A 26,768-nucleotide genomic window follows, 5' to 3' on the forward strand; every position below is an offset into this window, starting at 1 on the left:
AATCCCTGTAAAAACAATGCCAGAGTTGAACAACAAAGCGTTGCAGCAACAGGCAGCTGAACAGCGCCAGCAGGGAAACAGACTGAAAGCCTTTCAGTTTGCCCATACGTTTCAGGTACATCTTTCGCCCGAAACAGATGGTTTATGGACAAACAATATCGATGGATTTGACATTTGGCAATTGAAAATCCGTTCAAAAGATGCCTTTTCTATACAACTGATTTTTGATCGGTTTAAACTCCCGTACAATGCCCGGCTGTTCCTTTTCAGCGAAAAAGAAGGGAAACACCTTGGGGCATTTACTTCAATCAACAACAAGGCCTCGGGAAAATTTGCCGTGGCGCCCCTGGCTGGCGATGAACTGGTTGTTCAGTATGAAGTGCCGGCCGGCCACAACGGTAAAAATGATTTTGTCATTTCCAATGTAAACCACGATTTTATAGGAATTTTAAAATTTAGCGACCGGCGCCCATTGGGGACCGCAGCGGGTGAATGCAATATCGATATCCATTGTGAAGCAGGAAGCGACTGGGAAGATCCCAAAGATGCCGTTTGCCGGATAATAACCACAAAAAACAACAAAGCAGAGATTTGTACAGGTACGCTGATAAACAATACGGCCGAAGATCAAAAACCGTATGTTATTACAGCCGCCCATTGTATTGAGAAGGCCCAATTTGCCGAAACATCCGTTTTTACGTTTAATTACGAAAGTCCTTACTGTGCCCCGCTGGATGGCGATCCGGGGAATTCGGTATCGAACGCTGTGCTGCGGGCCATTTCCGACAGCCTCGATTTTGCCCTGGTAGAACTAAGCCTGGTTCCTCCTCCTGAATATCGGCCTTACTATGCCGGATGGGATAACCGTCAGGTTTTACCCGATTCTTCTACCAGTATCCACCATCCGCAGGGCGACATTAAAAAAATTGCTTACGACAGTGATTCGCCTGTTTATTCCAATTTTCTTTCTGACTACACACCCAAAGGGTTTATACGCATTTTACGATGGGATGGCGGTGTCACTGAACATGGCTCTTCAGGCGGGCCATTATTCAATCCCGACCAAAACCTGATCGGAACCCTTACCGGCGGGTCCGCCCTTTGCAGCGATCCCCGGAACGACTATTTCTCGCGTTTTGAAATGGCCTGGGAATTTCGGGCTGATATTTCCAAACAGTTAAAACACTGGCTCGACCCACTTAATTCCGGCGCTACTATTTTGCAAGGGAAGAGGTTTTATACCGACGAAGAACTGTGCATGGCTTTTACCAACCTGGAGGATTTTGATGAACATGAAAATATTGTCCTGCAAAACGAAAATCAGTTTGCCGGATACTGGGGTGGAACCAACAACATTGGAATTACCGGGTTTGCCGAACGGTTTTCCATCCCGGGAAATGAACAGTTCTACGGTGTATCCCTTGGAGTTGGAAAAGTAATACTCTCGGGCGGCACCGACAGTGAAATTACGGTAACTGTTTACAATGGAAATTCTCCTGGTACAGTTATCCATTCAGAAACAGTTAAAATAAACAGCCTTGTTTCCGATGCCATGAATTTTATCGGGTTCTCCGAAATGGTGGAGCCTGCCGATACCTTTTTTGTGGGATTTGAGTTAAGCAACCTGGCTCCTCAGGATACTTTTGTGGTGTATCAATCATTACGGCAACCCGAAAAGGAAAACTTTTTCTGGTTCAAACAAAATAACGAATGGTACAATTTCCAGACATCCAACAATGACAACTATTGCATCGCAAATGCATTTGAACTGATTGCCTGCAACGTGGATGCACTGGCCAACGATACGCCATTGGTAAATAACCCGACAGATGCGCTGATTTATCCCAACCCGGCCCACTCCGGTTTTACCTTTGAAGCCGGGCAGGAAATCGATCCCGAAAATATCCGCGTATTCAATCTTATTGGGCAGGAGGTTCAGGCGAAACTGGGAAACCACCGGAATAAAAAAATTCAAATTGATTTGTCGGGTAACATTCCGGGCGTTTACTTTGTCCGCTTAAAAACCGGGGAGGGAATGGTGTCGAAAAAGGTTACCTATATGCCCTGGTAAAAAAACAGATATGAACCGCTTGATATTTTTTATTCTATCGCTCTACATTTTCACAGGCTGCGCAAATCCGGAAAAAAAACCGGATAGAAGAGTCAGTTCCAATCAAAATGCACATGGTTTTCAGATAGAAAAGTCCGGAGAACTGACCCGGCTTACTGTTTTTAATCCATGGGAAAAGGCAGAAAATGTTTCATTCGAATATTTTTTAGTAAAAAAAACGGCAACAATACCTGATTCTCTCACAGGGAGAAGAGTCATTAAAACCCCGGTAGAACGTGTTATTTGTCTTTCTACCACTCACCTGGCATTTTTGGAAGCGCTTAACGAAACCATGGCGGTTTCAGGCATTTCAGGACGGCAATATGTTTCAAACCAAAAAATAAGGGCCCGGATGGATCAGGGCGAGGTTCCGGATGTGGGGTATGGCCAGAATCTCAACTACGAGCTGATTCTAAACCAGAAGCCCGAACTGATAATGGTTTACGGGATTGGAAGTGAAGTAACAAGCCACACCCAAAAGCTGGAAGAATTGGGAGTTCCTGTAATTATGGTAGCGGAATACCTGGAAGAAACGCCGCTTGGAAAAGCAGAGTGGATAAAGTTTATAGGAACACTTTTTCAAAAAGAAAAAGAAGCGGAAGAATATTTTCGTCAGGTAGCAGAAGAATACAATCGCCTGAAGAAGCTGGCCGCCGGGAAAACAGACAAACCCAAAGTACTGGTAGGGTCGCCGTATCGCGATACCTGGTGGGTGCCAGGGGGAAATAATTACCTGGCCAATTTGATTGCCGATGCCGGGGGTCTTTATCTCGGAAAGGAAAACCCTTCGCATGAAAGTTATGTCATTTCATTTGAAAATGCCCTGGCCTGGGGCAATGAGGCTGATGTTTGGATTAACATGAGCAACCTGGCTTCCAAAGAAGAGATCCTGTCAGTGGATCAGCGATTCAAAAGTTTCAGCGTGTTTAATGAAGGCAAAATATACAACAATATCAAGCGGCTTAGTAATCATGGCGGAAATGACTTCTGGGAAAGCGGCACGATAAATCCCCACATCGTGTTGCGCGATTTAATTACTATTTTTCATCCGGATTTGACGGAAAAAGAAACGACATATTATCAGGAAATTGAATGAAACCTTTAACCCAACATAAAAAACAACCATTGGGGCTGATGTTTTTTATACTCGCCATTCTATTTGTGTTGTTTTTCATTGCCGATTTATTGCTGGGTTCCATCATCATCCCGGTAAAGCAGGTACTCCTGGCTCTTTTTACTTCTCCGGCTGATTCCGGGGAAACGTTCCGCACGATTATTCTCGACTTCCGGTTGCCCAAAGCACTGACGGCCGTACTTACCGGCGCCGCGCTATCGCTGAGCGGCCTGCAAATGCAGACTGTCTTTCGCAACCCACTTGCCGGGCCTTATGTACTGGGGATTAGCGCCGGGGCCAGCCTGGGTGTTGCCTTATTTGTTCTGGCATTCTCATCGGTAATGGCATGGGGCATCTTCTCTTCTACCGGGGCATGGTCGCTGGCCCTCGTTGCCTGGGCTGGTTCGTTTCTGGTAATGTTGCTGGTGCTGTATGTTTCCGCCCGGGTAAACGATATTATGACGCTACTTATCCTTGGCATCCTGTTTTCGAGCGCAGTAGCTGCCATTGTCAGTATTTTACAATATTTTAGCAATGAGTCTATGCTAAAGGCATTCATTATCTGGACAATGGGAAGCCTTGGAAGCGTTACCAAATCGCAACTCATGGTATTGGCGCCGGCCATTGGCGCCGGTATTCTTTTGGCATTTATGAAAATCAAAGATTTAAATGCATTCCTTTTGGGAGAAGATTATGCGCGTTCGTTGGGGGTTTCCATTAAAACCAGCCGCATTATTATTTTCCTGAGCACCAGCTTACTGGCCGGAACCATCACGGCTTTCTGCGGCCCTATCGGTTTTATCGGGATTGCGGTTCCACACATTTGCCGTGTTATTTTTAAAACAGCCAACCACCTGGTGCTTGTCCCGGCCGTCATTTTAACAGGAAGTACTGTAATGCTTTTCAGCGACATTGTTTCGCAGCTTCCGGGTATGCAAACCACGCTGCCTGTCAATTCGGTGACAGCCCTTATTGGCATTCCCATTATTGTTTGGATGATCGTTAAAAACAGAAAATTTGTTTCAGTTTAATGAAAAAAGAGAAGATTAATATTGAACTGAAACAGCTTTCAGTAGGTTACAAGCAGCCCGGAGAAGCCCCGCTGGAGATACTGAAAAATGTAAACCTGACGGCAGCCCCCGGAGAAATGGTAGCGTTAATCGGCAGTAACGGAATTGGCAAAAGTACCCTGCTGCGCACCCTGGCCGGTTTTCAGCCCTGGTTTGCCGGAGGTATCCGAATCGGAGACAAAGGACTAAAAGCGCTTGGTCCTAAAGAAACAGCCCAAACCATAAGTTTTGTTTCTACCGAAAATATCCGTGTGCCCAATCTTTCGGTTTTCGATTTGGTGGCTTTTGGACGTTTCCCTTATACCAACTGGATCGGGATGCTTTCGGAGGAGGACACATCCATTGTTGAAGAAGCTATTGAGAAGGTGGGACTTTGTGGATTTGAACACCGGTCGGTTATGCAAATCAGCGACGGTGAAAGGCAGCGGGCCATGATTGCCCGGGCGCTGGCGCAGGATACGCCGGTGATTATACTGGATGAACCAACTGCTTATCTTGATGTAAGCAACAAGTACGAAATTTTCCATCTGCTCCAGCTGCTGGCAGGCGAAAAAGGAAAAACAGTTGTGCTCTCCACGCACGACCTGAATATTGCCCTGCGCGAAGTAGATAAGCTTTGGATTGTTACTGAATCCGGGAATTACCAGGGGGCGCCCGAAGATGCTGCACTGAAAGGATGGCTCAACCATCTTTTCAAAAATGAAAACATTGGCTTTGATGAGAAAGAAGGCGAGTTTTTCTTTAAAAAAGAATTTAGGGCCAAAGTAAGAGTAGAGGGCGAAGGACTGCCGCTCATCTGGACCCTGCGCGCCCTCAACCGGAAAGGATACCAGATTGTAATGCAGGCTGAACCCGATTTCCGGGTAGTGGTAAAAGAAAACTGCTGGCAACTGGAATCCGGCAATACAACAATAGAATTCCAGAGTATTTACCGGCTTCTGGCTTTTTTGGAATAAAAAATATTTTAACCGAAATTTCACGCCTGAACCAAACACAAAAAAGTTTTATAGCCGCAACAATGATTGTGTCTTTCACATTATTTTGAACCTGTACTACTCCCTTTCCTCTTTGTAGCCATAGCATATTCCAAACATTTAGTAATTTTACCTTTTTAGAAATCACAACAATGAAAGAAATAGAAATCTATTGCCACAACACACGCTCAAAACACACCTATCCGATGGGCGCCTCCCTTATGGACATAAGCCGTGATTTGAACATTCAATTAAAAAACGTTGTATGCGGAGCCATAGTAAACAACCAGGTACGCGAACTCTCCTTTTGCTTGGTAAAACCAAAGCACATTGAATTTTTCGACGTTTCGCACCCCGACGGGATACGCATGTATATCCGCAGTTTGATTTTTGTATTGTACGCTGCAGTAAAGGAATCATTTCCTCATGTTTTGCTGCGCATTCGCAAAGGTATATCAAACGGTTATTTTTGCGAACTCTCCGGTTTTGGCAGGGAAATTACCGAACCTGATATCCATGCTATAAAAAACGAGATGCACGAACTGATTGCCCAAAACATTCCTTTCATAAAAAAAGGACTGCTTACAGAAGATGTGGTAGATCATTTGGTTAAGGAAGGTCTGGAAGAAAAAGCCCAGCTTTTTGAACAGAAGGGACATTTATATTCCAGTCTTTATTTTCTGAACGATTTGGGAAATTATTTTTACGGTCACCTGCTGCCCTCAACAGGCTACATCAGCAATTTCGACCTGGTTAAATATTTCGACGGTTTGCTGTTGCGGGTTCCCAACCCCGATAATTTTAACGAGTTGCAGGAAGCGCCGGAACAAAAAAAACTATTTGAAATTTACCAGGAACACAAAGACTGGGCGCAAATTTTGGACGTGGCAACCGTTTCAAACCTCAATGAATTCACCCTGAAGAAAAAAGGCGGGTACATTATAAAAATTTCCGAAGCGCTGCATGAAAAGAAAATCGCCGAAATTGCCAACCAAATTCATGAACGCGACGGAGATATACGCATGGTGTTGGTGGCTGGTCCGTCAGCCTCCGGAAAAACAACCTTTAGCAAACGACTGGGCGTACAACTGGCGGTGAACGGACTTCGTCCTTTCCAGGTTTCACTCGACGATTATTTTGTTGACCGGGAACATACCCCTCGTGACGAACATGGAAATTTTGATTTTGAATCTCTGGATGCCATCGACATTGATTTCTTTAACGAACAGCTTCTTGATTTACTGAAGGGGAAAGAGGTGCAACTTCCCAAGTTTGATTTTCACAGGGGGCGGCGTTTTATGAATGGAGATCATCTGCGATTGCGTACCGGTGACATCCTGATTGTTGAGGGAATTCATGGCATGAACCCACGACTGCTTCCCAGGATCGAAGAAAAAAGCACCTTCAAAATTTTCATTTCAGCGCTTACCCAGATCTCCATGGACGAACATACCCACATTTCCACTTCCGACAACCGACTGATCCGCCGGATAATTCGCGACAGCAAATACCGCGGTTACGGGGCTGCCGAAACCATTAAACGCTGGCCTTCGGTAAGAAAAGGGGAAGAGCGGAATATTTTCCCTTATCAGGAGAATGCCGATGTGATGTTTAACTCAGCCACCCCGTATGAACTTGGCGTGCTGAAAAAATATGCAGATCCGTTGCTGAAACTGGTACTTGAAAACCAAACGGAATACATGGAAGCTATGCGGCTACTGAAATTTCTGTCATTTTTCAAACCCATCGACGATGAGGAAATACCCCCAACTTCTCTCATCAGAGAGTTTTTGGGAGGAAGTAGCTTTTTGTATTAATTTTCTTTACCTTTAAACAAAAATCAAAAAATATTTCACCTTTAAACTGATATATTATGGCATTTGAATTACCAAAATTACCGTACGGGAAAGGTTCGCTGGAACCTTTCATTAGCGAAAAAACCATTGATTTTCATTATGGCAAGCATCATCAGGCCTATGTAAACAATTTGAACAACCTGGTTCCCGGAACTGAATTTGAGAATGCTTCCCTCGAAGAAATCATCCAAAAAGCAGAAGGCGGAATTTTCAATAATGGAGCACAAGTTTGGAACCACACGTTTTATTTCTACCAGTTTAACCCGATTGGATGTCATGAGCCGAAAGATGAAATGAAAGCTGCCCTTGAGGCAAAATGGGGTACCGTGGAAGCATTTAAGGAAGAATTCTCCAAAGCAGCAGCTACCCTGTTTGGTTCGGGATGGGCCTGGCTCGTACAGAATGAAGCGGGAGAGCTTGAAATAGTACAAACAGGCAATGCCGGAAATCCTTTACGAGAGGGAAAAACTCCTCTGCTCACCTGCGATGTGTGGGAACATGCTTATTATCTGGATAAGCAGAATGCCCGTCCGAAGTACATTGAAGATTTCTGGAGAATCATCGACTGGAAAGTAATCTCAGAACGGCTTACAAAGTAGCAATACACTTTAAGACTCATTGAGACAGGTTACTAAAAATCAAAAACATGAGTACAGAAAAAGTATTTGAAACCATGAAAGCTACCGGCAAACCGATGAAAGCCGGTGAGATTGCAGAGGCTGCCGGCCTTGATAAAAAAGAGGTGGATAAAGCGATGAAAGTCCTTAAAAAAGAAGGAAGAATAGAATCGCCCAAAGTGTGCTACTGGCAACCTAAGTAAAAAACAAAAAAAGGCAGTTGGTAAATGAATGTACCAACTGCCTTTTCAACTTACAAAAGTGTTAGCCTGTTTCGTTTTGAACGAAATCATTTCTCCCACAATTGTTCCATTTCCTCCAATGTTTTTCCCTTGGTTTCCGGAACCATTTTCCACACGAAAAGAAGGGATAAAATGCTCATCAATCCGTAAAATCCATAAGTGAAGCCTCCGCTAAATTCCATCATGGCCGGGTAGGTAGATGATATAAAATAATTGGCCGCCCATTGTGCTGCAACGGCAACCGCAACAGCTTTTCCCCTTACCTTGTTGGGAAAAATTTCGGAAATAAGAACCCAGGTAATCGGCCCCCACGACATCATAAACGAAGCCGTATAAATAATGATAAATACCAATGTCCCTATGCCGATAACCTGCATAAAAGCCAGCGCTGAAATGGCAAACATCCCCAGCGCCATGCCAGCAGAACCAACGATAAGCAGCGGTTTTCTCCCCCATTTATCAACCGTAAAAATAGCTACAACGGTAAAAATCACATTTACGATGCCCATGATAACGGTTTGCATCAAAGAAGCATCTTTAGCGGCTCCCATGCTTTCAAAAATTCGCGGCGCATAATACAACGCAACGTTTATTCCCACAAACTGCTGAAAAACGGAAAGCAGAACACCTATAATGATAACTTTTCTTCCGAATGAAAATAACTTACGGGATGCATGATGTTTTAGGCTTCCTTTAATCTCTTCCAGAATATCACCTGCAATTTTCGGCCCGTTGATTCGGGTCAGGATTTTTAAAGCCTCCTCATTTCTGTTGGATAATGAAAGGTATCTTGGTGTTTCCGGAACAAAAAAAAGCAGGATTCCAAACAGGCCGGCCGGAATGGTTTCCGAAAGAAACATGCGTCGCCAGCCTATATTATTAATCCACTCCAGTGTTTGCCCGTTGGCGATGCCCCAGTTTACGAAATAAACGACCAGCATTCCAAAAATAATGGCAAACTGGTTCAGTGAAACAAGCTGCCCCCGTATTTTGGCCGGGGCAATTTCTCCAATATACATCGGGCATACCGCTGAAGCCAGTCCAACTCCCATTCCCCCAATGATTCTGTAGAAATTAAAAACCAGCAATAGCCCGATAGATGGTTCGCCCCGCTGAAAAAACAGAAACTCAGGGAACCCAGACCCCAGCGCCGAAAGAAAAAATAAAATGGCTGCCAACATAAGGGTCCTTTTCCTTCCAAATTTTGATGCGAATACCCCTGAAGCTAACCCGCCTATAATACAACCAATTAATGCGCTTGAAGTAGTCAATCCATGAATCAGCGTACTAAGCCCCTGACTTTCTATCAAGTAGGCTTGTATTGACTTTTCCGCACCTGAAATAACTGCCGTATCGTAGCCAAAAAGCAACCCTCCCAGTGTAGCTACAATAGTGAGGGCGACAACATACAATTTATTCTGGCTCATACCATTAGATGTACCAGTTTATCAACTGCTCCAGCAACTCCTGTTTTCCGCTAATCTGCATTGGTTCGCCTACTTTACCTGCCATTCGGTACAAATCTTCGAGGGTAAGTTTTCCTTTTTCGAAATCAGCGCCTTGTCCGCTATCAAACGAAGCATAACGGGTTTCCCGCATTTTCAGGTAATCGGATTCATTCAGGATTCTGTCAGCAATAATCAGCGCCCGCGCAAAAGTATCCATACCCGAAATATGCGCAATAAAAATATCCTCCAGGTCAGTAGAATTTCTTCGTGTTTTAGCATCGAAATTGATTCCTCCGGTATCAAATCCGCCGGCCTGGATAATTTCCAGCATAGCTTCTGTCACTTCATATACATTGGTTGGAAATTCGTCGGTATCCCATCCGTTCTGATAGTCGCCTTTATTGGCATCAATAGACCCCAGTAACCCAACATCAGCCGCCATACGCAGGTCGTGTGCAAATGTGTGCCCTGCCAGTGTGGCATGGTTCACTTCAATATTTATTTTGAAATCTTTATCGAGTCCGAAGTGGCGCAAAAATCCGATTACAGTTTGTGCATCGTAGTCGTATTGATGTTTGGTAGGTTCCATCGGCTTGGGCTCCACAAGGAATGTTCCTTTAAAACCCTGCTTACGGCCGTAATCGCGCGCCATTCCGAGGAATCGTCCCAGGTGTTCCATTTCACGCCTGGTATCTGTATTGTGCAGGGTCATGTAGCCTTCTCGGCCACCCCAAAAAACATAATTTGAGCCTCCCAAAACAACCGTGGCATCAATGGCATTCTTAACCTGAACAGCAGCATGGGAGACTACATTAAAATCGGGATTTGTTGCAGCGCCATTCATGTAGCGTGGATTGGAAAACACGTTGGCCGTACCCCAAAGTAATTTTACACCCGAGGCTTCCTGTTTTTGTCGGGCAACTTCTACCATCTTTTCCATCCGTTTTTCGATTTCGAAAACGGTTCCGTTGCCCACCATATCCACATCGTGAAAACAATAAAACGGGATGTTCATTTTTGTAATAAACTCAAATGCGGCATCCATCCGTTCTTTGGCTGCATCAAGCGGGTCGGAAGCTCCGTCCCACGAAAAAATTTGTGTACCGGGACCGAAGGGATCCTCGCCTGTCCCGCAGAACGTATGCCAGTAAGCCACTGCAAAGCGCAGGTGCTCCTTCATCGACTTTCCTGCCACCACCCGGTTTTCGTCGTACCACCTAAAAGCCAGCGGATTTCTTGATTCCGGGCCTTCATACTTTATCTGGCCAATGCCTTTAAAATACTCTTTGTTCCCTTTTAATACTTCCATCTTATCTGATTTTAATGAATATTCTTACACAAACGGTTCAACAAATGACTTCAGATCACTGGAGAACAAGCCGGAAAAATCAAATTACCTGCTTCAATACCTGTTTCCAGTTTTCGTATGCTTCCTGGTACTCTTCGGCTTTTGATTCATCAGGCTCCACTGTTTCCAGTTTGGTCAGACTCGCAAAGGCTTCTTTTGGTGAAGCGTAATAGCCGGAGCCAATGCCTGCTCCCCTTGCCGCCCCCACCGAACCATCGGTATTGTATAGTTCAATGGTGGCTCCGGTTATCCCGGCCAGTGTATCCCGGAAAACCGGACTGAGAAACATATTGGCTTTTCCTGCGCGGATAACAGATGCCTGGATACCTGTATTTTGCATAATGTCCATTCCGTATTTAAATGAAAATACAATTCCCTCCTGGGCAGCCCTCAGCAAATGTCCTTTTTGGTGTATGTTAAAATTAATACCGTTAAAAACCGACCCGATATTCCGGTTGTTCAACACCCGTTCGGCACCGTTGCCAAAAGGCAGAATCGTAAGGCCTTTCGAGCCGACAGGTATGGTTGCAGCCAACCGGTTCATTTCTTCGTAATCCAGGTTTTCTCCTGTCATCCGTTTCATCCAGGCATTTAAAATACCTGTGCCGTTAATGCAGAGAAGAACACCCAGTCTTGGATTTTCGGGTGAATGATTTACGTGGGTAAAGGTGTTTACCCGGGACTGCGGGTCGTACCTGATTTCGTCACTTACGCCATAAACCACGCCCGAAGTGCCGGCGGTAGCTGCAATTTCACCCGGATTCAGAACATTCAGAGACAGTGCATTGTTGGGCTGATCTCCGGCGCGGTAGCTCACTTTTGTTTCGGGCGAAAGTCCCAGTTCAGCCGCAACTTTCCGATCCAGTTTCCCCTGTACTGCAAAAGTTGGAACTATTTCCGGAATAATTTCCGAAGGAAACCCATAGGTTTCGAATAACATTCCGGCCACGCTGTTTTCCTTAAAATTCCACATTATGCCTTCTGAAAGGCCACTCACAGTGGTTTGTATTTCACCGGTTAATTTCATGGCAATGTAATCGCCCGGCAACATTATTTTATATATTTTCCCGAAAAGTTCAGGCTCATTGTCCTTCACCCACTTTAATTTCGATGCTGTAAAGTTACCCGGAGAATTCAGCAGGTTGGCCAGACAACGTTCAGCTCCCAAAGCTTCAAAAGCCTGATCTCCGATAGAAGCAGCGCGACTGTCGCACCATATAATGGAAGGGCGGATGACCTCTTGTTTATTGTCCACCATTACCAGACCATGCATTTGGTAAGAAATACCAATAGATCCGATTGCTTCCGGATCGACCTGCGATTCTTTCAAAACCTCGGCCAATGCACATTTCAGATTTTGCCACCACAACTGTGGTTCCTGCTCAGCCCAGCCTGCCCGATGCGCCGTTATCGGCATCTCTGTCTTTGGATAAAAGGAGGTAGCCACACAATCGCCGTTTTCCCCGTTAACCAGTGAAACTTTCACAGAGGAGCTTCCAATATCGAATCCAAGTAAATACATAATGTTTAATAGTTTATACCTTCATAAATTATCGAACTGTTCTGTTCTGGTATGATACCAAAAGTAATTTCAAAATACGGGGATTCAAAATTCAAAAAAATGTTATAGAACATGTTTCGAAAGAGGGAATCGCTCACATTACGTCCCCTCCCAGGCAATGTGGTCAAATGACAACCACCTGAATTCCTGTTCATCCTTTCTGCCACAACACAAGGCATATAAGTCGCAGCAGCAAATAATATTAACCATCAAAGTCCATCCCGGTACTGATTGCTACCCGGTTCCATGCATTGATGGCAACCACCGCCATAATTAACAAAGCCAGGTAGTTCGGACCAAACAGCGTTTCTGCTTTCTGGTAGGTTTCATCTGAAAGGCCCCCATTACTTATCAAGGTAACTTCTTCTGTCAATGCCAAAATTGTTTTTTCTTCTTCCGTAAATAATTTGGTTTCGCGCCAGGCATTGAGCATATAAATGCGCTGTTCACTTTCACCATTTTTTCTTGCATCTTCCGTGTGCATGTTAATACAAAAGGCACAACCATTGATTTGCGAAGCCCTGATTTTAATTAACTCAAAGTGCTCCCCCAGTAATGCGGAAGTTTGAAGATAATTTTCCAGTTTATACAAGCCTTCGTAGGCAGCAGATTCCAACTCTTTAATTCTGATTCGTGCTTTCATTGTTTTGCTTTTATGTTTGTGCAAAGGTTAAAGACACGCTTCAAAAAAATATTAAACTGGTTTAAGATCGTTTTTTGTTCCGTATTTCACTCAAATACTCGGGAGTAATGCCCAGGTAGGAAGCGAGCATATACTGAGGAACCCGCTGCACAAACTCCGGAAAATTATCGTAAAAATGATTAAAAAGCTCTTCCCGTGAAAAGTCTTGTAAGTACATTTCCTTCATTTGGGCAGCGGCATATGCCCTTTGGTAAATTATCCTAAAATACTTTTCCATTTCAGGATACCGGTCAAGCAATTCATTTTGCCGGCTATAATTGAGAAAAAGAACAATTGATTTTTCAACAGACTGAATGTAAAATCCGGTACGCGACTGGTTCAAAAAAGATAAATGATCGGTTATCCACCAATTTTCAATGGCAAACTGGGTAGTATGCTCCATGCCCTTTTCATCAATAAAATACATACGAAGGCATCCGCTTTCAACAAAAAAATGCTCCTGACAAACCTGTCCTGCAGTCATCAGACTCTCTTTTTTCCGGTAACTGGCCCTTTCAAAAAAGGAAAGAATGCCTGGAATATGCTGTGGTTCGATACGCCCATATTTCTTCAGGTGCTGAATAAAAATCTCAGAATTTTGTATCATCTCCGGTTTACTTAAAATCCATTGCAGGGATAGTTTCTTGTTTTTATACCAGATTTCTTAGAGCTCCCATGTAAATAACAACTGGTACTACGTGTTTACTGGCTGTTATTCTTCTCTGTTGAATTATAAACAAGATGTTTTGAAAAAAGTTATGCCTCTTTGAGACTTGTAACCGGAAAACCGAATGGGGTAACAATACATATACACCTTCCCGTTATGATAATGAAGACAAAAAAAATTGCTGGCCCGCTGCAAATATCTGTTATTCAAATCTGATGAAAAATGGAGCCAGTCAAAAAAGGAATACTTCTGCCGAATCATTCAAAGCCAAATTAAAAGCTTTCAGAGTTACACTAAGAGGTGTTTGCGATGTCAAGTTCTTCCTTTTTAGGGTAGCTAATATTATTGCCTGAAAAACTAAATCCACCGGATTTTCAAGATGAGCCCTCATTACAGGGAAATCTTAAACTTCTTTGAAAATAGAAGTACAAACGCATCTGCTGAATCTTTTAATGCGAAGTTGAAAGCTTTCAGAGCTACACTAAGAGGTGTTTGCGATGTCAAGTTCTTCCTTTTTAGGGTAGCTAATATTATTGCCTGAAAAACTAAATCCACCGGATTTTCAAGATGAGCCCTCATTACAGGGAAATCTTAAACTTCTTTGAAAATAGAAGTACAAACGCATCTGCTGAATCTTTTAATGCGAAGTTGAAAGCTTTCAGAGCTACACTAAGAGGTGTTTGCGATGTCAAGTTCTTCCTTTTTAGGGTAGCTAAAATTTTTGCTTAAAAAACTAAATCCACCGGATTTTTAAGGTGAGCCTTTATGAAGGTTATCAGTAAAAACAAAAAACCGTCCCAAAAACTTGTTTTGAAACGGCTCTTTTGCGGTGACGACGAGACTCGAACTCGCGACCTCCGGCGTGACAGGCCGGCATTCTAACCAACTGAACTACGCCACCTTTTTTTTACAATTCTTTTTAAGAACTCCCTTTTCTTTGGCTGTTACCATTTGATAAGGTGCTGCAAATATATACTTTCTTTTTTTTCCTGCAATACAAAAAAACAACATTTTTAAAATTAGTCAAAACCAACTGACACACAAAAACTTAACACAAATTATTTCACCATCCTGACAAGATTCCGGGGTAAAAGGGAAGCTTCCCCGTTCCATCTGTAAGCCAGTAACGACCTGCTCCCGGTAACACAACCGTCGATACAACAGATATTTGGCCGGATAATGTGCGGGCCGTTGCCCCGGCAGTAGTGCCCGAAAAATACAATCGGAGCTTCTTCGGTATAAGGAAGACCGGACGGAAGAATTTGAGGAGGCACCGAATAATCGGGAAGGTGAAATTTACTTTCAAATGAGAGTTCCTCAAACGTTTTTCCGGCGGGTTCTTCCCACCAACGCATCCTGAATGAACGGGGCGAAACCCCTTTATTGTTGATGATTTTTAAATCGCCCGGCATTTTAAACTGTGGCCCCTTTGTGAGAAGCCAAATATTCTGCGCCAGCTCTGAACCAGGATTTTTGTGTACCCGCCGGAAAGTCTCCTTTTTAATTCTACCCGCAGGGAGACTGTTTTTCAGGTATTCCACCGCTTCATCCGACCAGCAGGCATGTACCACCCTGATTTCATCCAGTTCAAGGAACAGCGGAAGAGAGCGAAGCCATTTCAAATGTCCTGTCCACTCTTCGGAATACCCTGCAAATTCATTCATGGTTTTCAGTACCGAAATGAAATTTTTAAACGGAGGTTTTATCATGGCAATGCCATTTTTATCTTTCAGGTGTGCAATAATCGCATTGATTTCATGATTTCCCAGAACGGCCAAGGCATTTCCGTTTTCCACCATGGTACGTATCATACGCATGGTTTTGCGAATTTGAGGGCCGCGGTTAATGAAATCGCCCACAAAAACTGCTTTTCTTCCCGGGTGCGAGTACCCGTCAGACGTCTTATTGTAGCCCAGTTTCAACAGCAGTTGTTTCAATAACTGCGCATGTCCGTGAACATCTCCAATAATATCATACATAGGCAAACAGTAAAATCCGAAAATAAAAAACAGTTATCAGAATCGATATCTGTTTTTGGTATTATTTTTTTCTCTTACCAAAAATAGGCATAGAAAACGAAAACAACAGCAATAATTGTCACCTGATTAATCACACACCAACGATTTCAAGAAGCGCATATTTTAGTTCATTGCTCCTTCGTCCACCATCCGGTCAGGTGCCGATACCGAAATGGTTATTTTTAACATACTCACCGGGAATATCCGTTAGTATTTGACAATTCTTTCCAGTTCCTCTTCTACCCTGTTGGGTTTCACTTTGTAGTAATAAGCTCCCTTTTTCGATTCGGTAGAGTTTTTCTGATCCAGCTTTTCCAGGACACCCAGCGATAACACTTTTTTACGGAAGTTTCCGGGATCGAATGTGCGCTGATAAATAGCTTCATACAATTTGCGTAACTGGAGCAAGGTAAACCGGGAAGGCAGCAATTCACTTCCCACAAGGCTTGATCCCGCTTTTTGCTCAAGTCTTCTGAGCGACTGTGCAACCACTTCATTGTGATCGAAAATAAGCGGAGGCAATTCGTTAATGGGCCACCACTTTGCACCAAATGAGTCGGTATTGTTTCTTTTGTAACGGTCAATTCGAATAAGCGCAAAATAAGTAATACTGATAACCCTTTCCACCGATTCCCGTGTCGGGTTTGAAAAGGTATAAACCTGCTCCAAAAAAATATTGTCGAGACCGGTTGTTTGGCAAAGTACCCTGTGTGCAGCCTCCTCCGCCGACTCATTTTCCCGGACAAAACCGCCCATCAACGACCATTCTCCTTTCACCGGTTCAAAAGCACGGGGGTAAAGTAATAGTTTTAATTCACCCGCTTCATAACCGAAAACCACACAGTCTACTGCTGTTAAAAACCGGGGATGTTGTTTGTAATATTCCATTTCGCTCCAAAAAAATGTAAAACTAAAAAAAGTGCCTTTTACCGTTTTACATTTTCTACTGTTTTTCAAAAAAAATTGCTGTCCGACAGAAAGTAGCCGCACTTTTTCAGCAAATCGTCAGTCTGTTCCATAAAATTCAGACAAATGCATTATTTTTACAGAGATTTAAATCAACAAAACAACTAATATGAGTAAAAAGACAAACACGAAGAGTGGATTATCACGTCGAAAATTTATTGGAACAACAGCCACTGCAGCAGCGGCTTTCTCAATGATACCGGCAGGTTTTGCCAGTGCGCTTGTTTCACCGCGAAAACCGAATTCCAGATTTGGGGGAGTCCAGATAGGAGCCATAACGTACAGCTGGCGTAGCATGCCGTCAACGGCACAGGATATTTTGGATTATTGCGTTGAAGCAGGTATCAGCTCCATTGAGTTAATGGGCAATGTAGTCGAAGAGTTTGCCGGTATTCCTCCCATGCCTCCCCGGCCGCCACGGGAAGCTCATGAAAACGAACAGGCCCTTTATCGACAAAAAGCAGAAGTGGCTCAAAGCAAACAGCGCAATTGGCGGCTTTCGGCGTCGATGAAAAAGTATGTGGAGCTAAGAAAAATGTTCAATGCGGCCGGTGTAAATATCCATATTGTAAAATTTTCACCTGCCAAATGGAGTGAAGGAGAAATAGATTACGCATTTAAAGCAGCCAAAACACTTGGAGCCAAAGGCATTTCAAATGAAATCGGGCACGAAGCCTGCGCCCGGTTGGGAAAATTTGCAGAAAGGCACAACATGTACGCCATTTTCCACAACCACTTGCAACCCGGAGAACCCGGATTCAGTTTCGATGAATTTCTTTCCTATTCGTCGAAAAACATGCTAAACTTCGATGTGGGACATTACTGGGGGGCTACCGGTAAACATCCGAATGAAGTGATTGAAAAGTTTCATAATCGTATTTTCAGTCTTCACTTAAAAGACAAAACCGGAAAAAATACCAATCCGGCGAACACCAACATGCCTTGGGGTGAGGGAGATACACCCATTGCAGATATTTTGCAACTGATTCAGAAAAACAAATGGCCCATTTACTGCGACATTGAATTGGAGTATCCGGTTCCGGAGGATTCAAATGCCCAGAAAGAGATAATCAATTGTGTAGAATATTGTAAAAATATTTTAGCCTAAATAAAACAGAAGCCGGTGGTTTAATCCTACCGGCTTCCATACTTTAGCCCACTTTTATCTTCCTCCTTTTATCTTTGGATTCGATATAAATTACTTTTCTCCCATTGTCCCTTTAAAAAGCGACAGCAGCTCTTCAATCCTTTCCTCTTTTTCAGCAAATCCGACCGACCGGAATGAATCACATAATGTTTCCAACAGCCGGTGAATAAACGATAAGTCGGACAATGGTTCGATAAATTTTTCCACCGGGGTATAATTATTTTTTTTCAGGTGATAGTTAACTTCTTTCCGGCTGGCAATGGATCCTTTATTGGATGCATTAATATAAAACAGCACATCGGAGGGAGTATCTTTTCCATGCACCCTTTTTGCCAAATCTCCATCTACAATGGCAATCAGCGGGTTTTTCGGAAAGTCGGTAAACCGAGCCGGCAGGCCCAGTTGGCGTGCAACAATGGTATAAAACAAGCTGAGGGAAAGCGGATTTCCTTTTTTTGTATCGAGCAACTGGTTCAGATAACAATTCTGAGGCGACTGAAGGTTATTATGGTTAATTGAAAAACCGTGAATATTAAAAAGAAAGTGGTTCAGAATAGTTGTCTTTTCCAGTAAGGTCAGTGAATCGTTCAATTCCAGCCAAACCTCGTTTTTTAGTTTCTCGATTTTATGCCGGACCCCGGCTTGATTAACGTCGGGATACTGAAACCTGTCGATGGTTAAAAAACCTTCCAGCAAGTCCTTCTCCCTCGAAAACATCCAGCTTTTCAGCAGGTTTTTAGTTTTCTTAAACTGCAAATCCTGTATCAGGTTTTCAATACGCTCCTGGCAGGTTTCATCGAAACTGTTTTCCCATTTCTCTTCCAGTGCAGGAATGATAGAATAGTTTTCTTTCAACAATTCTCTTTCAACCGATTCAAAAACCAGGTTGTCGGGGTCGTCCAGCAAATCGATCAATGCCTTCAGCCTGCTTTTTCTCATTAATATTTATTTGGTTAAACAGTCCAGTACCATTTTTATCAACTTCTTCATTTCCGGCCTGTAATTTTCATTTGCCTGTCCGGTAAACCGGTTGGCAATAATCAGGCAAATCGTAAGAGCCTGGTGTCCCAGCATTTTCGACAGCCCGTAAATAGCCGAGCTTTCCATTTCAAAATTGGTAATTTTCCAATCTTCGAACCGGAACTGTTCAATCAGCTTGTTCAGTTGGGGCATAGCCAGTGGCAGACGGAGTACCCGACCCTGCGGCCCGTAAAATCCGGGAGCGGAAATGGTCACTCCTTTTCTGAATTCAGCCCCGTTAAACCTGTCTGCTAACCGCTTTGAGGCATCCACAACATAAGCATCGGGCAATGTATCTTTCCAGCCGGTAAATTGTTTGAAGGCTTTTTCAAATGGCAAATCACAAAATGGTTCGCTATGGGCATAAAACTTCAGCATGCCGTCGAACCCAATTGACTTTTGCGAAACCACATACGCATTTACGGGAATATCTTCCTGCAATGCGCCCGAAGTACCAATACGAACAATTTTAAGCGAACGTTTCTCCTTTTTAATTTCCCGTTTTTCCAAATCGATATTCACCAAAGCATCCAGTTCGTTTAAAACAATATCAATATTATCTGTACCTATTCCGGTAGAAATTACTGAAAACCGTTGATTATTATATCTGCCTGTCACCGTATGGAACTCGCGGTTTTGAGCGGAGAAATCGATGGTATCGAAAAAATCAGCCACCGTCTTTACTCTTGCCTGATCACCCACCAAAATAACCTGGTCTGCTAAATTTTCAGGTTTCAGGTGTAAATGAAATATGGTACCATCGCTATTTAGTATTAGTTCCGATTGTTGTATCATATTATTATGATTAGACCGTCAAAACTATTCAAAACAAGATGAATAGACAATTTTTAACTGAAAAACATATAAACAACCAGGGAGGTAACATTATCTGAAATGCTTAATATTGTTAACAACTTGGAAGGATAATGTCGTGCAGAATTACATAATTATTAGATTATAATCGCTTAAATTTCTATTTTTGAACATGTAAAACCAAAAACTAGGCTCATGTCGTTTAAAATATTTTCCCTTCAGCTTACAGGTAAAATTAAGCCGGTGGAGAAGACGGAACAACAACGTCAAACATTGTACAACGATTACCTTGAATTTATAAAAACAGACAAATCGGAAGAGCTGACCTCTTTTCTGGAGCTGGAAAAGGAAATAAATTCTGCTGCATTTAAAAACAGGAAGAATGAAATTCAGTCGCTGCAGTTTAAAGACAGTGAGGAACATAACCTGCTGAAAGAATTTGAAAAACTAAAAAGCACCAAAAAAATAAAGAAATACCTTGCAACGGAAGGCTCGGAAGCCTTGAAACGTTTTGAGGCTTTAAAAGAATCTGAAAAAATCAAATCTTACTATCAGCTTTGGGAATATGTAAAAGAAGGCGATTTTGAAAAAGAAAAAAAGGAGATACAAAGCCAGGTTTATAAAGGCTCAACAGAAGAAAGGCATTTTCTCGATTACAATAAACTTTTAAAATCGCCTGGCATTAAAGCCTACATGGAATTGGCCGGTTCGCAGGCCCTTGCTGCCCACGAAAACTTTGCCGGTTCGGAAAAACTAAAAAAATATCTTGAGCTGAAAAATACCCCTGAAAGAGATAAACAAAAACGAAAGGAGTTTAAAATCCTGAAAAAGGAACCGGAAATAAAATCCTATTTCAAATTCGAACACTCAAAAAAATTAAAACTTTACCACGAAACAGCGGGTAGCTACAACCTGAAAAAGCTGGAGGAGTTAAAAGCTTACGTAGAGAACGATTCGTTCAAAGAAAGAGTGGCCCACCTGAAGGATAAACAGAAATTTGAAAAAAGCGAGGCTTTCAAAAAATGGCAAAATTTCAAACAACTGGCTGCTGACCAAGACGTAAAGTTCTATTTGAAATTTGAAAAATCAGCAGACAATTTGAATTACCTTGATGTAAAAAATTCATTCGAGCTTAAACGGTACTTTGAATTAAAAAATATTGTCTCTTCCGAAGATTTCCAGAAAAGGAAGGCATACCTTGAAGACAAGAAGAAATGGGAAAAATCGGAAGAATACGCCAGGGAACAGAAATACTTAGAGATGAAACAATGGCCGCATCTCTTAAACTATTTTAAATATAAAGGAACCAATACATTCGATTTTTTTGAAACGTGGGAAGTAAGTTTTGAAGACGATTTTGCCGGAAGCCATCTTAACGCTGAAAAGTGGTCAACCTCGTCGTTATGGGCGGAGAAAGCCCTGGGACGTAACTACTCCATGCCAGGCGATTTACACCTGTTCACCGAAGGTAAGAACATACAAACCGGCGGAAAACTGGTCATTGAAACGCGCAAAGCAAAAGCCGATGGAATGGTCTGGCAAATGCCCGCCGGATTTGTTCCTGCAACATTCGATTACACATCGGGAATTGCGTCTTCTGCCAAAAGCCTTAGCCAGGAAGACGGTATTTTCGAGGCAAAAATAAAGTTCGAACCGGAAAAGGAGGTGGTAAGTTCTTTCAGCTTACAGGGTGAAAAAAGTTTCCCGGCGATCTACCTGCCGGAAATGGGCGCCAAAAACCGGATAGGGGTTGCCACACTGGATGCAAACGGCAAACTGCAAATGAACGGTCTCGACATTTCGAACCTGAAAAAAGGGAAATGGTACATTTTCACCTTCGAAAAATCAGGAAAAAGTTTAAGCTGGAAAATCAACGACACCGAAGTGCTCAGAATGGACCAACAAAACATCGACTTTCCTTTACACATTCATTTACAGAGTATCGTATTAAGTCAAATTTCAGGCTCAAAACTGCCAGTCCGGTTCCAAACCGGATGGATAAAATGCTATAAGAAAAAATAGTTGGAATTTAGGTCCCACTCCAACTTGAACCTAAGACATAGAATCCGGAAGATATTTTCGAGCTAAGGCTGACTTTTATCTTCGTCCAAATTTTTTTCAAAACTAACTTTGAAGGAGTGATTATATTTCACGAAACAACATGAGTTCGATGTAAGAAACTTTACTTACAAAACCTTATTCATAACAACAGACTGGTTATCCACGTGTTTGAGGCTTTGCCCCAAACCCCACTTCATTTTTCTCCTAGATGAGAAAAACGAAACACGAGGAAGGCATTTCCGAGCATCATGTCAAAATTAACCTTTGCGTTTTTTCAATCTGGCGAACTGGCCCGACTGACGGAATTTTGACACAGCCCGCATCAGGTACAGCTAAAGCCAGGAATTGATAGAATAAGCTGGTCCACAAATGAACATTTATGGCTAAATAAAGCATATCGCCGTGATGGTCTCGGTCGGTAAGCCATTTTCCTTCGCCGGGAAGTTTCCCTAGCGTATTATACCTAGCCTGCAGCAAGCAGGACAGGCTGCATAATAACTAAAAGTCCGAAAGGATTAATTATACAGGAACAAAATGTTGCTTTTACCCAAAAATCAAATTCAGTTAATTCTGACTTTTACAACCACCTTTCTCACTTTTCCATTTTCACCTGACTTCAGGCAGGGACGGTGGGCATCGTCCGGAAAAAAGACAAAAAACTTTTCAGAATTTGCAAGCCGGTAGTTGTTTTGCTCTGCCTCAAAAAAAGCAACATCTTTTTCTCCGTCATAAGGTTCAGTTACCGAAGTATTCTCCAGAGGGGTCACCCCTATTTTTTCCTCTCCTGTAACCAAATACTGAATATCGGCATACTTCTGATGGGCTTCAAAACGGGTATCTTCCTCGTTTCTGGTGACGTACTCATCCACATTAATAAACAAGTCTGCTCCTTCCAGTTCATAGCGTCCCGGAGACAGAGCTGCCAAATCTTCATTTTTCAAAAAGGTAAAAGCCTTTTGCCAGCGCTGGGAATTTTTAAAATACTGCACTGCCATTTCTTTCCGGTCTACAGTTTCATCGGGTTGAACCTCCCATTCTTCTCTCCACTCCCCTTTTGCATACCATTCATTCAACTCCTTTTCGTCCCAGTTTTCAGGGTTCACCTTTTTCGACTGATTACATGCTGCGATCATAATAACTAAAATTATCAAGACATTAATTGATTGTTTTTTCATTTTATTTTCATTTTGTTAAAACAGTTTGTTTAATGCGATTCCAGTAAATTCCAACAGTAAAAATTGCCGCGGCACCAAAATACTTTTAACAAATAATTATGAAAAGAATCCTTTTCGTAAAAAAACAAAAGCCTTTTTCGGTAATCCTTACCTGATTTGGAAACATGTAACATTGAACAGAAACGTACGCTGTTCCAAAATCCTGTAAATATAGTAAAACAAGCCATAAATACGTACCATCCAAAATATGAAACCGGCTCATTCGGCACCAAAATTTTTCACACCGATTTTTTGATTTTAACGACAACCTGACTAAATGCACCTCTCCTTTTGTTTCAAAAGGGAACTTTCGCCCTCCATTCAGGTACGCACTTTTTGTTCAGTAACCTTTTCTCCAGCAGGCTGAAAAATACTTTTTCCTTTCTAAAAAAAAACCGGGCCTGTATTAAACCGGACTATATTTCACAGAGCATCCTTCTATCAGAAAAAACGATGCAAAATCCAATCTGTTAACTTAAAAGAATAACTTCTGCGTTTAATCCTTCTACATCAACGTTAAACCGTTTATCCCCGTAAACAATTGTCAATTTTTCCGGGGTTTCCGACAGGTTCCACAACAACATTGAATTTATCGACGGATACCATGCACAAGCTATGGGTAAATCTTCCTCCACATAAGGGACATTAGTCAGGCTGGATATAATTTCGCGCTTAAATGAAAATATATCATCCATGGTTTCGGGAACATATTTCATGGCAGTCACATCCTTATACTCCGCTTTATTATGAATGAGTTTTGTTCCCCGGTTTTTTAGCTTTCCCTCCATTACCGACCGTGCGTCAAATTCTGAAAGGAACGTCCAGCCATCTTCGCTTAAAACATCAGTAACCTCAAACGGCACGCCTGATGCAAGGAATAAACTGTTTGGCTTATCTGTACTTATAAAGCGGCTCGCTTCTCCCCAATAATGTTTAAAAGGTCCGCTGGGCTTTTGCCCGGCAATTTTTGCATGAAGATCTGCACTTTTCTTCATCGCCGGCGAAAGCGTTGACCAGTACTCCGGAGGGAAAGTAGTCAACCCGCTCATAAACATTGTATTTCGCACATCGCTCAACAGCGAAACATTTAACTTGGCAGCCAGATTTTTTGCCGACAGGTTTTCTGGCGGGTAAGCTGTTGTTTCGCTAAATGCAAGTTCAGGAGCCACGTAACGCCTGTGAAAAAGAGAACTGAAAAGTTCATCGGTTTTACCTTTAACTCTTCCAAATGAATCATCACCGAACATCATTTCGCCCACACGCATAAGAGAGCCTTTATAATCGGCTAGCCGGATCCCTGATTTTTCAGCCCCCATGTACATGACCATTATCCCCAGTTGAATATCAGGCACAGCCGATTGCATCTGTTTATATGCCGCAGAAAGCCGGTCGCAGGTATAGTTTACCCAGGAATATAAGGTATCGGTAATTTCACGTTGTTTTATATTATCAAGCAGGTCATTCCATGCATTTTCGTTGTACCCGTATTTAGCAAGGAACTCCTGTTTATGTTCCGGACAAAAACATCCCCCGACCATACCGGGATAAATTCCAAGTCTGTAATCGTCATCCAGAAATACCTTTTTAAAACCAATCCCTTTGGCTCTTTTCATCGCTTCAATATTCTCTTCAACAATTGGAGGATGAATGGAAACGCCGGAATATAAAGTTCCGTTACTTGTTGTTTTTTTCTTCCAGTGCTTTGGCGTAATATTGGGAATTTCACCTTCTATCCCCAATGCACTGCCTGCTTTAGATGCCGACAAATCAGCAGGATGCCCCAATGGTACGTTTAAAATATGAGCAGCGATCCCTTTTTCAAGAAAACGTTTTCTCCAAAACTCAATTCTTTCAACCGGATAATACCAGTATCCATTAAGCCATCCGGCCAACCAGGCATCTGTTATCCCGCTTTCAGCAATAACATCAAAGAGATCCGGATTTTGATCTAATACTCCCGTGCTTACGCACAAACTGTATCTTCGAATACTTTGGGATTTGTTTTGAGAACAGCCCGTAAGAAAACTGCTTAAATATGCTCCTGCTCCAATACTGGCACACGAACTTAGGAACCTTCTTCTTTTCATTGTTTTATTGGAATTAATTGTTTGCAATTTTACAAAAAATAGATATCCGTAAAACAGAATTCGTATGAGTTCGTAACCAAATTTTTGAAATCCCTGAATGTGTATTGAATCCGAATATTTGTTTCTACGCTGTTTTGACTTTCTGCTATTTTCAACAAGACCCCATGGAATAAAAAAATGGGCTGTTACCACTCTCGTGTTTTGTACTATGTTATAGCATTCGATAGAATTTGCCCGTTCATTTCAGCACCTTGTAATTCCTGTACTCGAACAACCTGACACCGAATGTTTTCTCAATGAAGTAAAGCACCCGGTATTTCAGTTTCATTTTTACCTTTTTCACATCAACATAAACCTGCCAGTTCATCCGGTCAATTCTATCCTGCATCACACGGGGATGGCTGCCGTCAAATTTGGCCAGCGCATCGTATTTTCCACTGTAGTTGAATTCTTTTTCGCCCGCAATTTTTTTGGCTTCAGCAGTAGAAATTCCATCGTAAAACCTGCGTACCTCGTTAATTTTATCCTGCATAAATTTTGGGGGACGTACCCAGCCGTAGTGGTAAATCTCTGCGCCAGTAGGTACCACATTCAGTTTGCGTCCCTTTTTACGAAAGCCTTGGGCATCACGGTAGGAACGAATGGTTTTATCGTTTCGGATTATCCGGATTTCGTTCCGGTACCATTTACGCGAATTGCCCACATAATCATACGTGCCGTAAAAATGTTTGTATCCGAAGAGCAATCCCTCCACTTGCTTCTGGCGCAAATTATCGCGCATGGCCCGTTCAATGGGGAAAAGGTATTTTTCATGCACCACTTCGTCTCCCTGAATGTAAAAACACCAGTCAAACTCCGGAGGAATGGCATCAAAAGCTTTATCGGTTTCGGCAGCGTAAACCGCGCCGCCTTTTTGCAGTGTTTGATCCCAAACCGTATCAACAATGGTAATTTTGTCCGGATCAATCTTTTCAATCATTTGGCGGGTCTTATCCTCTGAATTTCCTACCGCCACTACAAAATGGTCACAAAGGGGCATAATGGAAGTGATGGCTTCCACCACCGGAAAATCAAACTTTTCCGCATTCCGAATAAATGTAAATCCACAGACCTTCATACTGCTTCTTTTTTTCGCAGGTTCCAAAAAACAAGGGCAAATTCAATGGCCGAAATCAGCATTAAGCCATTCCCTAACAGTTCAATTCCTTCTTCGGCTGCAGCCTTTGCCAGACGGTAGTTATCTGCATCGTACATGAGTAACCAAAACCCGGAACGCCCCATAAGCCGGCTAAAAATATAGGTGACCAGAAATCCGGCAAAGAACCAGGCAGAAGCTGGTTGTGCAAAAAACGTCTGCGTAGGTTTTCCCATTTTTTTATAATCACGAACTACCAGCCATATAATAATGAAAAGCACCAGCAAAGAAGGGTAAAACCACCAATCAATTAAAAAATTGAATTCGCGAATAAAGGAAATGAGGAAAAAAAGTGACACGATATTGGTCACCGGCTGAACAGGACGATGTCTGTATCCCAGCAATAAGTAAAAACCAAACAAGATAAACAGGATAATTTCCTGGGAGATTTCAGTAAAACTGATTTCCCCGAAATAGCCCTCTTCCATCGGATATTTTGCATCGAGCCTGACAATTTCTGCCAACCCGACAACCAGTAACGAATAAAAAATGACCTTAACGGCAACAGCCAGCGTGGTATGGTTTTTCATGCTCCCTTTTTGATTGGGCTAAATTAAA

At 42.6% G+C, this 26,768-nt stretch carries 24 protein-coding genes and 1 tRNA gene; 11 read left to right on the plus strand and 14 right to left on the minus strand.

Going from position 1 to position 26,768, the window contains the following annotated elements; all coding sequences use genetic code 11:
* Nucleotides 1-16 precede the first annotated feature (16 nt).
* The 7 genes from D1164_RS15575 (at nucleotide 17) to D1164_RS15605 (ending at nucleotide 7,944) form a co-directional block, all read left to right on the plus strand.
* On the plus strand, nucleotides 17-2,071 hold the full coding sequence (locus D1164_RS15575) for a T9SS type A sorting domain-containing protein (protein ID WP_172594319.1): 2,055 nt from the start codon (nucleotides 17-19) through the stop codon (nucleotides 2,069-2,071).
* Between the two features lie 10 nt (nucleotides 2,072-2,081).
* On the plus strand, nucleotides 2,082-3,206 hold the full coding sequence (locus D1164_RS15580; RefSeq protein ID WP_119348397.1) for an ABC transporter substrate-binding protein: 1,125 nt from the start codon (nucleotides 2,082-2,084) through the stop codon (nucleotides 3,204-3,206).
* Nucleotides 3,203-4,255: an iron ABC transporter permease gene (locus D1164_RS15585; RefSeq protein WP_119348398.1), complete on the plus strand. Its 1,053-nt coding sequence runs from the start codon at nucleotides 3,203-3,205 to the stop codon at nucleotides 4,253-4,255. The genes D1164_RS15580 and D1164_RS15585 overlap by 4 nt, the downstream gene beginning before the upstream one ends.
* Nucleotides 4,255-5,250: an ABC transporter ATP-binding protein gene (locus tag D1164_RS15590; protein WP_119348399.1), complete on the plus strand. Its 996-nt coding sequence runs from the start codon at nucleotides 4,255-4,257 to the stop codon at nucleotides 5,248-5,250. Before D1164_RS15585 ends, D1164_RS15590 begins: the two co-directional genes overlap by 1 nt.
* 170 nt (nucleotides 5,251-5,420) lie before the next feature.
* Complete coding sequence (locus D1164_RS15595) at nucleotides 5,421-7,085, plus strand: nucleoside kinase (RefSeq protein WP_119348400.1); 1,665 nt, start codon at nucleotides 5,421-5,423, stop codon at nucleotides 7,083-7,085.
* A gap of 56 nt (nucleotides 7,086-7,141) precedes the next feature.
* Entirely contained in the window at nucleotides 7,142-7,723 is a 582-nt protein-coding gene (locus tag D1164_RS15600) for a superoxide dismutase (protein WP_119348401.1), read from the plus strand.
* A gap of 47 nt (nucleotides 7,724-7,770) precedes the next feature.
* Nucleotides 7,771-7,944, plus strand: coding sequence for a helix-turn-helix domain-containing protein (locus D1164_RS15605; protein ID WP_119348402.1), 174 nt, complete (start codon nucleotides 7,771-7,773; stop codon nucleotides 7,942-7,944).
* 86 nt (nucleotides 7,945-8,030) lie between these two features.
* Here D1164_RS15605 and xylE read toward each other — a convergent pair whose 3' ends face one another.
* The 5 genes from xylE to D1164_RS15635 all read right to left on the minus strand — a co-directional run bounded on the left by xylE (nucleotide 8,031) and on the right by D1164_RS15635 (nucleotide 13,629).
* A complete protein-coding gene (xylE, locus tag D1164_RS15610; RefSeq protein ID WP_119348403.1) occupies nucleotides 8,031-9,410 on the minus strand; it encodes a D-xylose transporter XylE in 1,380 nt (459 codons plus the stop codon).
* 4 nt (nucleotides 9,411-9,414) lie between these two features.
* Nucleotides 9,415-10,740 carry a xylose isomerase gene (xylA, locus tag D1164_RS15615; RefSeq protein WP_119348404.1) on the minus strand — a complete coding sequence of 442 codons (1,326 nt, stop codon included), beginning with the start codon at nucleotides 10,738-10,740 and terminating at the stop codon, nucleotides 9,415-9,417.
* Nucleotides 10,741-10,819: 79 nt separating this feature from the next.
* Nucleotides 10,820-12,301, minus strand: a complete 1,482-nt coding sequence (locus D1164_RS15620) for a xylulokinase (RefSeq protein WP_119348405.1) — start codon at nucleotides 12,299-12,301, stop codon at nucleotides 10,820-10,822.
* Nucleotides 12,302-12,542: 241 nt separating this feature from the next.
* Nucleotides 12,543-12,983: a carboxymuconolactone decarboxylase family protein gene (locus tag D1164_RS15630; protein ID WP_119348696.1), complete on the minus strand. Its 441-nt coding sequence runs from the start codon at nucleotides 12,981-12,983 to the stop codon at nucleotides 12,543-12,545.
* Between the two features lie 61 nt (nucleotides 12,984-13,044).
* A complete protein-coding gene (locus D1164_RS15635) occupies nucleotides 13,045-13,629 on the minus strand; it encodes a Crp/Fnr family transcriptional regulator (protein WP_119348407.1) in 585 nt (194 codons plus the stop codon).
* Nucleotides 13,630-14,068: 439 nt separating this feature from the next.
* On the opposite strand from D1164_RS15635, the gene D1164_RS15640 reads away from it, so the two are divergent.
* On the plus strand, nucleotides 14,069-14,230 hold the full coding sequence (locus D1164_RS15640; protein WP_206611029.1) for a transposase: 162 nt from the start codon (nucleotides 14,069-14,071) through the stop codon (nucleotides 14,228-14,230).
* Nucleotides 14,231-14,256: 26 nt separating this feature from the next.
* Complete coding sequence (locus D1164_RS15645) at nucleotides 14,257-14,418, plus strand: transposase (RefSeq protein ID WP_119348408.1); 162 nt, start codon at nucleotides 14,257-14,259, stop codon at nucleotides 14,416-14,418.
* Between the two features lie 98 nt (nucleotides 14,419-14,516).
* On the opposite strand, the gene D1164_RS15650 is transcribed toward D1164_RS15645, so the two are convergent.
* The 3 genes from D1164_RS15650 to D1164_RS15660 all read right to left on the minus strand — a co-directional run bounded on the left by D1164_RS15650 (nucleotide 14,517) and on the right by D1164_RS15660 (nucleotide 16,595).
* Nucleotides 14,517-14,590, minus strand: a tRNA-Asp gene (locus D1164_RS15650).
* 157 nt (nucleotides 14,591-14,747) lie between these two features.
* Nucleotides 14,748-15,668 carry a metallophosphoesterase gene (locus tag D1164_RS15655; RefSeq protein ID WP_119348409.1) on the minus strand — a complete coding sequence of 307 codons (921 nt, stop codon included), beginning with the start codon at nucleotides 15,666-15,668 and terminating at the stop codon, nucleotides 14,748-14,750.
* Between the two features lie 246 nt (nucleotides 15,669-15,914).
* Nucleotides 15,915-16,595 (minus strand): NUDIX hydrolase, encoded by a 681-nt coding sequence (locus tag D1164_RS15660; protein WP_119348697.1) that lies wholly within the window; start codon nucleotides 16,593-16,595, stop codon nucleotides 15,915-15,917.
* Between the two features lie 187 nt (nucleotides 16,596-16,782).
* On the opposite strand from D1164_RS15660, the gene D1164_RS15665 reads away from it, so the two are divergent.
* Entirely contained in the window at nucleotides 16,783-17,781 is a 999-nt protein-coding gene (locus tag D1164_RS15665; RefSeq protein ID WP_119348410.1) for a sugar phosphate isomerase/epimerase family protein, read from the plus strand.
* Nucleotides 17,782-17,871: 90 nt separating this feature from the next.
* On the opposite strand, the gene D1164_RS15670 is transcribed toward D1164_RS15665, so the two are convergent.
* Both D1164_RS15670 and D1164_RS15675 read right to left on the minus strand, forming a co-directional pair.
* Nucleotides 17,872-18,759 (minus strand): transglutaminase-like domain-containing protein, encoded by an 888-nt coding sequence (locus D1164_RS15670; protein WP_119348411.1) that lies wholly within the window; start codon nucleotides 18,757-18,759, stop codon nucleotides 17,872-17,874.
* Nucleotides 18,760-18,765: 6 nt separating this feature from the next.
* On the minus strand, nucleotides 18,766-19,635 hold the full coding sequence (locus tag D1164_RS15675; protein ID WP_119348412.1) for a nucleoside phosphorylase: 870 nt from the start codon (nucleotides 19,633-19,635) through the stop codon (nucleotides 18,766-18,768).
* Between the two features lie 213 nt (nucleotides 19,636-19,848).
* Here D1164_RS15675 and D1164_RS15680 point away from each other — a divergent pair, with 213 nt between their 5' ends.
* A complete protein-coding gene (locus tag D1164_RS15680) occupies nucleotides 19,849-21,675 on the plus strand; it encodes a hypothetical protein (protein WP_119348413.1) in 1,827 nt (608 codons plus the stop codon).
* Between the two features lie 599 nt (nucleotides 21,676-22,274).
* Here the strand turns inward: D1164_RS15680 and D1164_RS15690 are convergent.
* The 4 genes from D1164_RS15690 to D1164_RS15715 form a co-directional block, all read right to left on the minus strand.
* Nucleotides 22,275-22,889: a YhcH/YjgK/YiaL family protein gene (locus tag D1164_RS15690; protein ID WP_119348415.1), complete on the minus strand. Its 615-nt coding sequence runs from the start codon at nucleotides 22,887-22,889 to the stop codon at nucleotides 22,275-22,277.
* A 509-nt stretch (nucleotides 22,890-23,398) separates the two neighbouring features.
* Nucleotides 23,399-25,015, minus strand: a complete 1,617-nt coding sequence (locus D1164_RS15705) for a hypothetical protein (protein WP_147371997.1) — start codon at nucleotides 25,013-25,015, stop codon at nucleotides 23,399-23,401.
* A 238-nt stretch (nucleotides 25,016-25,253) separates the two neighbouring features.
* The gene (locus tag D1164_RS15710) at nucleotides 25,254-26,132 is read right to left on the minus strand and encodes a glycosyltransferase family 2 protein (protein ID WP_119348419.1); all 879 of its coding nucleotides are present in this window, start codon (nucleotides 26,130-26,132) and stop codon (nucleotides 25,254-25,256) included.
* Nucleotides 26,129-26,740, minus strand: a complete 612-nt coding sequence (locus D1164_RS15715) for a hypothetical protein (RefSeq protein WP_119348420.1) — start codon at nucleotides 26,738-26,740, stop codon at nucleotides 26,129-26,131. Before D1164_RS15715 ends, D1164_RS15710 begins: the two co-directional genes overlap by 4 nt.
* Between the last annotated feature and the right edge of the window lie 28 nt (nucleotides 26,741-26,768).

Origin of the sequence: Mariniphaga sediminis, assembly GCF_003573545.1 — a bacterium.
In the GTDB taxonomy this organism is placed as follows: Bacteria; Bacteroidota; Bacteroidia; order Bacteroidales; family Prolixibacteraceae; genus Mariniphaga; species Mariniphaga sediminis.